This window comes from Zarconia sp., from assembly GCF_057467645.1.
Genome location: NZ_JBRJXU010000052.1, coordinates 57887 through 71473, shown reverse-complemented (window position 1 = coordinate 71473; position 13587 = coordinate 57887). Strand labels below are relative to the sequence as shown.

Here is a 13587-nt window from a genome sequence, read left to right as displayed (position 1 = left end):
GTATCGGTTCTGGATTGGGATTGGGTATCGGTTCTGGATTGGGATTGGGTGCGGGTTCTGGATTGGGATTGGGTATCGGTTCTGGATTGGGATTGGGTATCGGTTCCGGTATCGGTTCCGGTGTGGGTTCCGGTATCGGTTCTGGATTGGGATTGGGTATCGGTTCCGGTGTGGGTTCCGGTGTGGGTTCCGGTGTGGGTTCCGGTGTGGGCTCCGGGGTCGGTTCCGGGTTTTCGAGTCCTGGTGTAATCGTAATGCTGCTGAGGGTAAACGTTTCACCCGTGATGTTTTCGATCGCTGTTATCGGTGAAAGGGTTCCGTCTGCCGTACCATCGGTAATGGCTCCAGCAGTGCCGTTCGTGGAGTCATCACCGACGATAAATGGGTTGGCACCACCATGTTCGATCGCGATCGCCCCACTGTTCTCTCCGGCGGTAGAAATACTCGCATCCACCCCATTTGCCGCGACAAACGCATCCGTGACTCGCAGGTTACCCAACACAGATGTTAGGGTCACACTGCCACCGGCTGCGACTCCTTGCGCATTAATCGTCGTAACGGTAATATCCCCATCCGCCGATAAATCGATCGCCCCACCCACTCCACCGGTATTTGCATTACTCGTGGCAAAGCTTCTAACCCCCAAGTCGCCGATCTCGATCGTCTCGCCGGCTGTCACGACGATGGTGCCACCATCGCCGCCGTTGCCCGTACTCCGAGATTCCGCTCGCAGGCTACCGGTCCGGACATTGCCCTCAGGTGCAGACAGAAGGATCGTTCCAGCATTGGAAGCATTTCCCTGACCCACCGCAGAGCTAACATCTAATTGGTCGCTGACGGCGATCGTGCCAGTGTCGGAAAGAATTTCGATCGATGCACCATCTGCGGCAGTACCTGTTTGAGTGAAGCTGAATGCATGAACTTGACCGGTAATCTCGATATCGCTCCCCGCACTCAGAAAAATCGCACCCGGATTCTTCCCATTTTGGGTATCGGCGAGCAAATCCTGGGTCTGGATGATGCCATCGGCGAGGAGGGTAATCGAACCGCTATCGGTTTGTGCGGGACGAGTATCGATCGACCCCAAAATCAGATTGGCCCCAGAAATCGTTAGATCGCGACCTCGGGCAACGATCGATTGGGTGGTGTCCATCGAAAAATCTCCCATCCCGTTCCCATCAGCATCGGCCGTAAAAGCGATCGCCTCTCCATCCGGCTCGAATTCTAGGGAAACGCCATCGGCGATCGTAATATTATTTGCCGCTTCAACCAGAACGTTCGCCGTCTGACTCTCTAAAACCCCCGCATTGATGACAATATCTTCGTCTTCAAATTCATCCGTCAGAAAGTCGAATAAAATATCCGGGAACGAATCATCCACATCGGGTGGATCGCTCGGTTCGTTACTAATCGTGATATTTTCCGGGTCCAGGAGTAAGGTTCCCAACTGACCATGAGGAGCGCTCAAATCCACGCGACCGTCAAAGAGTAACGTTTGCTTGCCCGAAACTTCAACAAAACCCGCATTAGAGGGTGTTGGGTGTGGGGTGTGGGGTGTGGGGAAAGCACTGCCTCGGGCGCTGATGTTGCCGAAGAATTGGGTGGTGTCGTCCGCCCAGACGATAACTCGTCCCCCATCTCCGAGTTGTAAGGCATCGGCGAAAATTGACGTGTCTGCATCCACAAAGGTGACCTGGGCGTTGGGAATCGTACCGTTCCCTTGAAAGTCGCCACCGAGGAAAATATTGCCGCCACCATTGATTCCCGATGCATCCACCGTCGCATCCAGCAGCGCCACCCGATTCCCAAGTATCTGAATCGTCCCAATCTCACCATTGCCCGTTCCCCATTCCCCATTCCCCACTTCTCCCGAAACGATCGCATCTCCCGTTTGCGGGTCTAGCTGCATCTGAGAACCCGCCAAACGAATGGTTCCATCGGGATTGACCGTCATCTGGGTGGCATGACCCCAGGTTTGCCCCCCCGCCAGCAATTGAGGCAATGACAGAGGTGCCACGTTCCCAGTGTCGAGTCCCGATGTTGTATTTCCCACTTCCAAACTCAGGATGTTACCCGCAGCACTCAAACGCACCAAACTTTCTCCAGGAACGGCCGTTAGGGTAATGTTGCCCCCCAACGCTTCCAGGGAACCGCTATTGAGGACGGTTCCGCCGATGAAGGTCAGGTTGGCACGGGGATTCACCGCGAGGTTGCCCTCATTGACGATGCTGCCGGGGTGAAGGGGGATAAATGCAAATGTATTGGGGTTACCGGTCAAACTTCCCCAGCTATTTTGCCCCAAAACATCGAACCAGCCGGAATCCCCAAACCCAATTCCGGTGGCAGTTGTGGCGGTAAAATCGGCGGGGACGTTGAGACTGGCGTTCGGACCGAACACCAGTCCGGCCGGGTTCGTGAGAAAGAGGTTGGCATCGCTGCCACTCACTTGCAGCAAACCATTGATATAGGAGGGAGCGCCGCCGGTGATGCGTCCTAAAATATTGGCGACGTCGGGGTGAGAGAGAAAGTTAGCCCTTTGTCCCGTGGATAAACCAAATCGATCGAAACTGTGAAATAAATTCCGTCCATCCTCAGAGAGTTGACCGCCACCGATCTCAACGCCAGAAGCATCTTCCGCGGGGGTGACGACGGTTCCCGTACCATCATTGGCGGGAACGATGGGTTGTGCCAGGGTAGGGACTTGAAGCGCAAAATAAAGCCATCCGAAGGCGACTGGAAAAACTCGAAGCGATCGCGCGCAGAGATTCTGAGAGGGGGAAGGTTTCATAAAATCGAGGGTTTGGAGTTGTTGTGAGAAGAGATGCGATGGCAATCGCCAACTCCTCACAATTTGGAGTGGATGTGGACTATCCCAGACAGAACGTGACAAACACGATTTTTCGAGTGGTTCTTGAGTCGATCGGTTCGAGGCTTAGCACCAAGATATAAGTCCACGACGAGACTGAAGTCAGGTCAGTGAGACGGGATTGAGGGCGATCGATGTTTCCGATTTTAGCGAAAATTTTTCAGGTTGTTGGAGTCGCTCGGTTGTGCCTAGTTCTCTGGATTTGGGTGAGTTGATTTTAGCGTTTGGATCGCCATATCGATCGACACTCGAAGTCATTTTGAATCGATCGCTCGACAACGCAATATTCGCGCTTCCGGATACTTCACCACATTCATTTTGATGAATAGGGGTCGATGAGTCGGAGTCGTATCTCCTAAATCGATCTTCGAAGCGAGCCGATCGAAAGTAGACTGAAAGCAGAGTTTGTATCGACACTCACTTTGCAATTGCCCCGGTTTAAACCGTGCGAATATTAATTTGTTCGACCATTCTCGCTTCTAGGATATCGAGCAAGCGATCGACCGTTTCTCCTACGTTTTGAAAACATAAAGGAGGAATGGGGTCGGCTTCGTATTGAACGAGCTGGATTTGACCGGCACCCACGCCCAAAATTAACACTTCTTTATCAGGTTGGTGGTTATCGATAATGCCCAAAACCTCTCGAAGTCGATCGCCCACCTTTCGATTGAGGGTTTCAACGGATTCTCGCGAACAACAGATAAAATGAGGCGACGGCTCGAGATCGATTCCTAAGGTATCGGGATTTTCATTTCCCGCCTCTTGCTGTTGTTGATAAAGTCCCCAGGCTAAAGCCGCCAATTCCTGCTTGTTCTCCCGAACGAAGAAGTCGAGTTCTTCCTTCCAGGAGTTGCTTGAATTTTCGGGTTGGGGAGTGCTAAATATCATCTGAATATTATCGTATTCCGTTGATGGAGTTGGATCGACTTTTTTTTCGACTCAGATTTTTTCGACTCAGTGGCCACCCCCGATTGTCTCCAACTTTGTTCTTAAAGCAGGAGTTGGAAATTTTACCTTCGACGGTTCGCGGTAATTATAGCAGTTTTCTAGCATGGCAGACCCCCTCAATATCGTCACAATCGCAGCCAGTGCAAACATCCTCAAGAGAGGCTGGGGTCGCGAGTGCTGCTACGTAGAATTAAAAATGCGTCTTGAAAAGTTGAACGGGACTCAAACCGACACCCCCTGCACCCGCGATTCCCGCACAATGAAAAATGCTGACTGTATATCGCTTTCACCGGTTTACAACTGGGTAATGATTTCTGCCGCACTGCACTCGGGAGTCACAGATGCGGGTTTGAAGTTCGTGCCAGTTCGGTTTGAGATCTTCGAGTTGTGGGGAGGCAATGGGGATTTTGGCAATATATCTTCAATGAATCTTCACTATCGTACCCAGCCAGCCAAAAGCAGGTTGAGTTCACTTACGATGATAGATGAATCGAGGGAGCACGCGAAACAGACAAACGAGCCGTAAAAAGCGCTCGCTATCTTTATCATCTTTGGGTGGAGGATTATCGATGGTCAAAATCTTGTTAGTTGAAGACAATGAAATGAATCGAGATATGCTCTCGCGCCGACTGAAACGAAAAGGCTACGACGTAATACTAGCAGTGGATGGGGTTGAGGGCATCGAAAAAGCCGCGTTGCAACCCGATTTAATCTTGATGGATATGGGTTTGCCAGTCCTCGATGGCTGGGAAGCCACCCGAAAAATCAAAACCGATCCCGACACCTGCGAGATTCCCATCATTGCCCTTACCGCTCACGCCATTGCTGGCGATCGTGACAAGTGTTTGAAAGCCGGATGCGATGACTACGATACCAAACCGGTTGAGTTTCCTAGACTCTTAAGTAAAATTCAAGCACTGGTCAAATCTTGAAGACGATCGCCCGATGGGGGAGATCGCACATTTGGGAGATGGGGTGTTGGGGGGAGAACGCGCGCATTTCAAATTTCCTGTTTCCTATTCCCCGTTCTCCGTTCCCCCATAAAGGACAACTTGTTTGTACAATGTGGTGGGAGTTCTCGCCAGGTTTGTAAGATGGAATCGGCTCAAACAGCCCATGTTTTAGTGGTCGATGATAATGAAGCCAATCGCGACCTGCTGCGACGGCGCTTGGAACGGCAAGGCTATACAGTTGCCGTTGCGGAAGATGGCTCTCGGGCGTTAGAGCTGATTGAAACCGAATCTTTCGATTTGGTATTACTTGATATTATGATGCCTCGAATGAATGGGTATCAAGTACTCGAAACCCTCAAATCTAACTCCGCTCGAAATTATCTACCAGTGCTCGTGATTTCTGCCCTTGACGATATCGATAGCGTCGTCAAATGTATTGAACTGGGGGCAGAAGATTATCTTCCCAAACCTTTTAATCCTGTTTTACTCAAGGCCCGAATTAGTGCGTGTTTGGAGAAGAAGCGCCTCAGAGATCGCGAACAAGCCTATCTAAAACAGTTGCGGGTCGAGCGCGAAAAATCGGAGCGTTTGTTGTTAAGTATTTTACCCGGTCCGATCGCCCATCGCCTCAAACAAGATCCTCACACGATCGCCGATAACTTTGAAGATGCTTCGGTATTATTTGCGGATCTTGTGGGGTTTACGAAACTGTGGTCGCATATTTCTCCTCAAGAATTAGTCGAATTGCTCAACGAAATCTTTTCTGCATTCGATCGCCTTGCCGACCGCCATGGATTGGAAAAAATTAAAACCATTGGCGATGCCTATATGGTCGTCGGGGGATTGCCAATTCCCAAAGAAAATCATGCAGAAGCCATGGCTCAGATGGCATTAGATATGCAAGAAGTTATGGAGCAATTTAATCAAGCCAAGCGCGAACCCTTTAGAATTCGCATTGGAATGAATACCGGTCCTGTTATTGCTGGGGTTATCGGTAGAAATAAGTTTATCTACGACTTATGGGGAGACACGGTCAATATTGCCAGCCGGATGGAATCTCACGGGATTGCTAATGCCATTCAGGTGACCGAACAAACGTTCGATCGGCTCAAGGATAAATTCGTCTTTCAAAAACGCGGGACGATCGAGGTTAAAGGTAAGGGCGAAATGACAACGTATTTATTGCTCGATAAAAAAACGTAACTTAAGCATCAAGAACTAATGTTGACAATTAAATATAGCGGTTCTCAAATCAATGAGGGCTGATTTAAAATCTCAAGTCCCCCTTATGAAGGGGAGGCAGCGTCGCCAGAGGGGTTTCCCCAAGTAGAACGACTGCCGTGGATGCGCGGGGGATCTTCCGGACCTCATCCACTCGAGAAACGCTATAAGTAATCTAATTATTTAGACTATTCTCTCAAATTTTATTGCTTTATTTGAAGTTTTTTTCTGATTATTGTTCGCCAAGAATTCAAGACTCAGAGAAGATCTAGCACTAAACAAATGTCAGTTTTACTTAACCCGCCTTGCCGGGATGCTGACTCTCGATGATATTCGGGTGGTCGCAAGCCTCACGAAAGCGAGGGGATAACACTGGGTACAACACCTGAATCGGGAAGAAAGTACTCCATCCCTATTCCCCATTACCCATTTTCTTTCCCTCTTCCCAATTCGGAATTCCGAATTGGGAATTCTCCCGTCCCCGCCCTCACCTGATACAGTCTTATCCAAAACTGACCTTAAAAAATATACAAGCTATTAACGCGGTGTGCGCTCTTTTTGCACTCGCGATATGGTGAGCGAGTAGACTTATCCCCCTTTTCCCCTTCCCCCTCCCCCCCGTACGAGAGGATTTTGGAGAATTAAGTTGCACGTGGCGTTATTAATGCAAGGATTTTGCTGATGGCTGAATACTAATAGCTGAATGCTGACTGCTATCACACTCAATATTTAATTATTTTTTCTAATTTTTTATCCTGAATTCTTCGATTGACCTCAGAAAAAATACCGATTTTTTCAAGCTATAAGATGTTTTTACAAACCGACTATTTTTTTATAGTTACTAAAAAATCATTGGGAAAAGCTTGGAGATTCCTGAGTTCCGTTCGTATGTTGGTGAGTAGAGAGAGATGCAACAAAGCAGCAACCCAATTTGTTTGGGTTGAATCTTCATCAGGGGTTAATCTACGCCAACCACAAGCGAGATTACTCGGAACTCACACACATGAAAACGCTAACCCTCAAGAACATCGTTAAAATTGCCGCCGCCTCTATTTGCATTTCGGCAATCTCCGGACAAGCCGCCAGTGCCGGTGTGATTCGCGGCGGCTGGAACTACGCTATCGATTCTTTTGCAGATGGCGTCCAGAGTGGCTATACTGTCGGTGCGGATAGCGGCTATGAATTCTACGGTATGGCCGTGAAAGAAGTCGACGACAAAGTTTTCATTGGTATTAACTCCAACCTTGCCTTAGATGGACGCTACTCTGGCGGTGCAGCAGATAACAACATCGGCTACGGCGATCTCTTCTTCAACTTCTCGGGAGACAATCTGAACACAGCTAACGAGAATGGCAACCTCATCGGCATTCGCTTCGCCGACACGAACGATTCTGGCGTTACGGAAACCGGGGTCTTCAGCAACGTAGTCGGACAAAATGTTGCCGGACAGAACTCTGGTTTCCGCCACCTCAAACGTCATAACGATCGAGTCAATAGCGTCAGCGATAACTATGCATCCATGGCGGATCTCGCACCGACAGATGAATACTTCCAAGACTACTACGAGCAAAGCTGGTCGGTTCCCAACTCCATTGCCTCGGGAACTAAAATTGGCGATATTGCCATGTTAGACGAGACAGCTTTGAGCGGATTGGGTCTCGATTTCGGACATTTCAATGCCACGGGAACCTACACCTTCGGCTTCAGCTTCGATCGCGCTTTGTTACCCGGTAGCGACTATATCGCTCACTTATTTGCCGAGTGCATCAACGACGGGATGGCGATTGCGGGTAATCTTTCCACGCAGGCGCTCAGCGATAATAGTGCTTCCGTGCCCGAACCCGCCAGCTTAATGGGTCTGGCTGCCGTTGGCTTAATCGGTGCAAGTGGCAAACTCCGCAAGCGCAAGCAGGCTGACAGCTAGTTCTAAATCGAGATCGACCGAGTCGAGGTGAAGTCAAGAAAGATCTATTGAGATTCTAATGAAGGTGCATCCTCTCAGATCGGATCGATCTCCTTCTCTAAGAAGTCGATATCTCTTATCTTGAAGACCTCCAGTTCGGCACAAAACTATCAATTTTCTACACCCACATGCTAGCTTCCCACCACAGAGGCTAGCATTTACTTTGCATTTACTTTTAAGATCGATCGCATATCGAGTCATACCGAATGTGTCGCCATCATGAGCAATACCATTGCACCTTCTAAAGGGAACGATCGCATCCCTGCTACTGACTTGGCAACCGATGCGAGCAATCCTATGGGGGATTTCATCCAAGAAACAATCGCCCTCACCCGACGGCTGTTCATCCAACTCCAGCGCCGTCCCTCCACCCTGATTGCCGGCATCGTGCAGCCGCTGATGTGGCTGATTCTCTTCGGGGCGCTGTTCCAGAACGTTCCGGCTGGGTTATTCGGGGAAAGCCAAAATTACGCCCAATTTCTCGGGGCGGGTGTCATCGTGTTTACTGCCTTTGCCGGGGCGCTGAATGCCGGTTTGCCGGTAATGTTCGATCGCGAATTTGGCTTTCTCAATCGCCTGTTAGTCGCCCCCCTCGCCTCTCGATTTTCGATCGTAGTGGCATCGGCAATTTTCATCGTCACCCTCAGTTTCATCCAAACGATCGTCATTATTGCGGCTGGGGTTTTTGCTGGGGCTGGATTACCTGGAATTGGCGGGTTAATCGCGATCGCCTCGATTTTGTTCCTCCTGGTTATCGGCGTGACGGGACTCAGTTTGGGCTTGGCGTTTGCCCTTCCCGGACATATCGAACTCCTAGCGGTTATTTTCGTGACGAACTTACCCCTACTTTTTGCCAGTACTGCCCTGGCCCCCCTATCTTTCATGCCGCGATGGTTGCAGTTTGTGGCCAGCCTCAATCCCCTCAGCTACGCTATCGAACCCATTCGCTACCTCTACTTGCACGATGACTGGAGTCTGGGTAGCGTGGTGATGGAAGCCCCCTTCGGTTCGATTACGTTTGCTGGGGCGTTGCTGGTTTTACTGGGGTTTGCCACCGTTGCCTTGCTGAGTATCCAACCCTTGTTGCGCCGTCGCTTTGCTTAATGTCAAACTGCTGTGCCGAATTTCCGCCGCCAGGGCGATCGCTCCCTCAATGTCTCACAATTCCCAGCACATCCGTAATAATTGTTCTAATAGCGTTTTTGTCAAATACAACTGGAGAGTAATGACAGCAAGAATCACGAACAATTCCAGACAACATCGATCGAATCGTTGGGCGATCGCACTGATAGCTGCAATGGGAACCGTTACCTTTGGGTTACCTCAAGCGAGTACGGCTCAAGAATACGAGGACGATACGATTCAGCCTCTCGACCTTTATCAAGATAATACCCAGCAAGAATCGAGCGAAGTGGACTCGTTTTTGGGCGAAACCGGGAACGGTTTGAATATTTACGAAATCCTCAATCGTGCGAATCTGGCTCGCGATCGCAACGTGAGCGATTTCCTCGGCGCACAAGAGGAAAATCTACTCGATACGGCTTCCGATTTTCGCACCCGACAGCTCGAACTGATTCGCCAACAACGCCTCGCCGAAGAGAATGCTGAGGTTCTTGAAGTGATGGATTCCGAGGCAGGAGATATCGCAGAATCTGAAGAGTAAAGTTTTAGAGGTCATTCTTCATTTTCTAAGGGAGTAATTGGAAGGGGTACGTCATTGTATCCCTTTTTTTCGATCGCGCTCGATCGCGATAGGATTAACAGTTAGGCTCTTTCTACCCCGAGAATTCTCACCCAACAAATTGATGGCAGACGCACCCAAAGAGGCAACCGAGACCGATCGCAAATCGAGTATCTGGCAGTCCCAACGAGAAAATATTCAACTGGCGATCGTTGCCCTCGGTTTAGCCTTCCTGATTCGGACATTTATCGCCGAACCCCGTTACATTCCCTCCGACTCGATGTTACCGAGCTTGAGAGTCAACGATCGACTCATCGTGGAAAAAGTCTCCTACGATTTTCGCGCCCCCCAACGGGGTGAGATTGTCGTGTTTAGCCCCCCCGCGCAATTACAACGTCTCGGATACGACAAAAACCAGGCATTTATCAAGCGCACAATCGGTTTACCCGGTCAAACCTTAGCGATTCACGATGGGCGAGTATTCGTGGATGGCGAACCTCTCCAGGAAGACTATATTGCCGAACCCCCTGCCTACGAATGGGGACCGAAAACCGTGCCCGAGGGAAAGATTTTTGTCATGGGAGATAACCGCAACAACAGCAACGATTCTCATATCTGGGGTTTCTTACCCCAAAAAGATATTATCGGTCGGGCGTGGCTGCGCTTTTGGCCTTTTGCTCGTATCGGTTCCATTTAGCCGCATTTCAAACCGAGTTGCAAACCGAATCTCAAACATATGGCGATCGGAGTTGTTTTAGAAAACGTCTACAAAAGTTTTCCCGCGCGAGGTTCGATCGCGTCGAAGACCTCCCCAAATGCCGCTCCCCCCACTCCCTCAACTCCAGAGAGTAATGCCCTCGCGGTTTTGCGCCGAATTAACCTCACGGTGCGATCGGGGGAGTTCATGGTGCTGGTGGGGCCGTCTGGTTGCGGGAAAAGTACCCTTCTGCGCCTGATGGCTGGGTTGGAATCCCTAACGGGGGGCAACATTTGGGTTGGAGATCGGTTGGTGAACGATCTACCCCCGAAAGCGCGCAATATGGCGATGGTGTTCCAAAACTACGCCCTCTACCCGCATCTGACGGTTTACGACAACTTAGCTTTCGGACTGCGACGCATGGGAGAAGAAGGGGAAGAGGAAACCTCGTTCCGCCTGCAAAATCTGGGGGTTCGTTTACTCGAAGCCGCCACCCGATCGCTTCCCTGGGATCGTCGGTATCGATCGACGCGCGAAGGTCAAATCGAGCGTCAAGTGCGATCGGTTGCCGAGATGTTACAAATCGAATCCCTCCTCGATCGATTGCCCAAACAGCTTTCTGGAGGGCAAAAACAGCGGGTTGCCCTGGGACGGGCGATCGCCCGCAACCCCCAGGTGTTCCTGATGGACGAACCCCTCTCTAATCTCGACGCGCAACTGCGAACTCAAACGCGAGGTCAAATCGTCCAACTCCAGCGCCAACTGGGAACGACGACGATTTACGTCACTCACGATCGCACCGAAGCGATGACCATGGGCGATCGCATTGCCGTGATGCGCGACGGGCAAATTCAGCAAGTCGCCCCACCCCTGGAAGTTTACAACCATCCGGCAAACCGGTTCGTCGCCGAGTTTATGGGGTCGCCGCCGATGAACTTTTTAACCGCCCAGATCGATCGCCTCACCCTATCGATATCGCCCCGATTTCGTCTCACCCTACCCCAGGAAACTTGGGAAACAACCCTCAAACCCTATAACGGGCGATCGCTGCTGGTGGGAATTCGTCCGGAACACCTGAGTTTGAGCGTTCCAGCGACGCGAAACCTGTTAGTGCGAGTGGATAATGTGGAAACCCTCGGCAGCGATACCTATCTATCGGTGACTTCGGTAGAACTGGAAACAGAAGTTCGCCTACAAGTGCGCCTTCCCCTAGAACAGGCGATCTCACCGGGCGATCGGTGTTGGCTATCTCTGTCCGTTGACAACATACACCTCTTCGATCCGGAAACGGAAAGAGCAATTTCAGATCGAGTTCGGTTGAATACTTAACCTCAGTTCGGGTTAAGAGTCGATTTCACTGGCTCAACGAGAGAATGCAGGTTTGAGACCGACAAATGCTGAAAATTAGTAAGGACAAAATCCGGGTTTCAGCTTATCCCGAGTTCACGTTACTTAGCCTGGATCGTTCACTAAACGCGAAAATCTCGATCTCAAGCGAACATCACGAAAATAGACTGTTTTTCGCGTACATTGCCAGCTTGCTGCTTAGAAAAGGCTTTGAGCAATTTCGATCGAACCTGATGAATAGTGCAGGTTCGAATTTCCCATTCCCCGTTCCCCATTCCCCGTTTGCCCTTTCCAATTCCGAATTCCGAATTCCGAATTCAAAATCAACTTTTCCCCTTCAAAAACTGCAACCAATCCCCCTCAAAAGACTTTCCTTTCAACATCCGATTCCAATACACCCAAGGCAGGACGTTCTTTTTCAAAAACCACATACTGTAGCGTTCTTGGCTGGGGTCGAAGGGAAATGTGGAAGTGGGTTTCAGACTGTAATCGAACTCTGCCATTACCGTTTTCCCGTAACCGGTAATCAAAGGACAGCAGGTATATCCCCCATACTCCCCGCTTTGAGAACCCGATTCGATCGCGCTTAACAAATTTTGCACCAGCACTGGGGCTTGTTTGCGAATGGCAGCCGCCGTTTTGGACGTCGGTAACGAAGACGCATCCCCCAAGCTGAATACGTTGGCATACCGGTTGTGTTGCAGTGTCTCCCGGTGGACGTCCACCCAACCCGCGGAGGAAGCCAGGGGACTCTGGGCGATAAAGTCTGGGGCACTCATGGGTGGGGCGACGTGAATCATGTCGTAGTGAATGCTGACTTCTTCGACCCCGTCATCGGTAGTGACATCGAAGATTGCCTCCCGAGACTCGGACTTAATTTCCTTGAGATTGTGTTTGAACTTAACCTGAATGCCCCGCTCCTCGACAATTTTATCTAGGGTGGCGCGATATTCGGGTACGGCAAACATACTCGCCCCGGCATTGCAAAACATCACCTGAGTGCGAGTCCCCACATCGCTTTTGCCTTTAAAGACATCATCGGCGAGGTACATAATTTTCTGGGGCGCACCGGCACATTTAATCGGCGTAGCGGGGAAGGTGAAAATGGCCGTCCCGCCCTGGAAATTTTGTAGGGTTTCCCAAGTGTACGGGGCGTATTCCTTAGAATAGTTGCTGGTTACGCCTCCTTTACCCAGGGCTTCCGGGAGTCCTTTAATCAGATGCCAGTTAATTTGAATGCCCGGACATAGGATTAAATAATCGTATGTCACCCGCACTCCGTTCTCGGTGGCGATCGCATTGTCATCGGGTTCGAGTGTCACCACCGAGTCCCGAATCCACGTTACCCCCTCGGGAATGCAATCTTTTTCGTTGCGTTCGGTATCGCTCATCTCAAACACCCCACCGCCGACGAGCGTCCACCCCGGTTGGTAGTAGTGCTTATCCGAGGGTTCGATAATGGCGATGTCTAACGAGGGTTTGCTCGCCAGCAGTTGAGCGGTCGCAGTAATTCCGGCCGCCCCACCCCCGACGACGACGATTTGATGGTGACGAGTCGATGGAACCGATGAGGGGGTTTGAGATTGAGTTGGCATCGATCTATTCTAGGTATTGCACGCTGATAATTCGGCGATCGCCCGATCGAACTGTCACTCGATCGACGCAACCATCAGGATTTCACATCACACCGATGGCGCGAAACGAGTCTTGTCTTGGAGTTGACCGTTAGTCGGGGCGAATTCCGAACATCTTACCTCGATCGACACCCGGCAAAATACGAAATAAATCTAAAGTTTTTGCGGGTGCCGCACGATTCGATATCCACACTGGCACTTTCCTTTCTACGTCCGGACAAGGAAATGCTGTTCGCAATGGATGCGATCGTTCGTCAAACGTCAATAAATTTATACG

General features: G+C 50.5%; 11 protein-coding genes. 8 read left to right on the top strand and 3 right to left on the bottom strand.

Going from position 1 to position 13587, the window contains the following annotated elements; translation table 11 throughout:
* Both AC2215_RS07305 and ccmS read right to left on the bottom strand, forming a co-directional pair.
* A partial coding sequence (locus AC2215_RS07305) for a two-partner secretion domain-containing protein (RefSeq protein WP_486809308.1) occupies positions 1 to 2788 on the bottom strand: 2788 nt, incomplete at its 3' end.
* A gap of 516 nt (positions 2789 to 3304) precedes the next feature.
* A complete protein-coding gene (gene ccmS, locus AC2215_RS07300) occupies positions 3305 to 3754 on the bottom strand; it encodes a beta-carboxysome assembly chaperone CcmS (RefSeq protein WP_486809307.1) in 450 nt (149 codons plus the stop codon).
* A 163-nt stretch (positions 3755 to 3917) separates the two neighbouring features.
* Between ccmS and AC2215_RS07295 the strand changes: the two genes are divergently transcribed.
* The 8 genes from AC2215_RS07295 to AC2215_RS07260 all read left to right on the top strand — a co-directional run bounded on the left by AC2215_RS07295 (position 3918) and on the right by AC2215_RS07260 (position 11658).
* Positions 3918 to 4340, top strand: a complete 423-nt coding sequence (locus tag AC2215_RS07295; RefSeq protein ID WP_486809306.1) for a hypothetical protein — start codon at positions 3918 to 3920, stop codon at positions 4338 to 4340.
* 43 nt (positions 4341 to 4383) lie between these two features.
* A complete protein-coding gene (locus AC2215_RS07290; RefSeq protein ID WP_486809305.1) occupies positions 4384 to 4746 on the top strand; it encodes a response regulator in 363 nt (120 codons plus the stop codon).
* A gap of 162 nt (positions 4747 to 4908) precedes the next feature.
* Positions 4909 to 5970 carry an adenylate/guanylate cyclase domain-containing protein gene (locus AC2215_RS07285; protein ID WP_486809304.1) on the top strand — a complete coding sequence of 354 codons (1062 nt, stop codon included), beginning with the start codon at positions 4909 to 4911 and terminating at the stop codon, positions 5968 to 5970.
* Positions 5971 to 6991: 1021 nt separating this feature from the next.
* Complete coding sequence (locus AC2215_RS07280; protein ID WP_486809303.1) at positions 6992 to 7912, top strand: XDD3 family exosortase-dependent surface protein; 921 nt, start codon at positions 6992 to 6994, stop codon at positions 7910 to 7912.
* 258 nt (positions 7913 to 8170) lie between these two features.
* Positions 8171 to 9055 carry an ABC transporter permease gene (locus AC2215_RS07275; protein ID WP_486809302.1) on the top strand — a complete coding sequence of 295 codons (885 nt, stop codon included), beginning with the start codon at positions 8171 to 8173 and terminating at the stop codon, positions 9053 to 9055.
* 121 nt (positions 9056 to 9176) lie between these two features.
* Positions 9177 to 9614, top strand: a complete 438-nt coding sequence (locus AC2215_RS07270; protein ID WP_486809301.1) for a hypothetical protein — start codon at positions 9177 to 9179, stop codon at positions 9612 to 9614.
* Positions 9615 to 9756: 142 nt separating this feature from the next.
* Positions 9757 to 10329, top strand: a complete 573-nt coding sequence (gene lepB / locus AC2215_RS07265; protein ID WP_486809300.1) for a signal peptidase I — start codon at positions 9757 to 9759, stop codon at positions 10327 to 10329.
* A 39-nt stretch (positions 10330 to 10368) separates the two neighbouring features.
* A complete protein-coding gene (locus tag AC2215_RS07260; protein ID WP_486809299.1) occupies positions 10369 to 11658 on the top strand; it encodes an ABC transporter ATP-binding protein in 1290 nt (429 codons plus the stop codon).
* Positions 11659 to 11999: 341 nt separating this feature from the next.
* On the opposite strand, the gene AC2215_RS07255 is transcribed toward AC2215_RS07260, so the two are convergent.
* Complete coding sequence (locus tag AC2215_RS07255; protein WP_486809298.1) at positions 12000 to 13271, bottom strand: NAD(P)/FAD-dependent oxidoreductase; 1272 nt, start codon at positions 13269 to 13271, stop codon at positions 12000 to 12002.
* Positions 13272 to 13587: the final 316 nt, after the last annotated feature.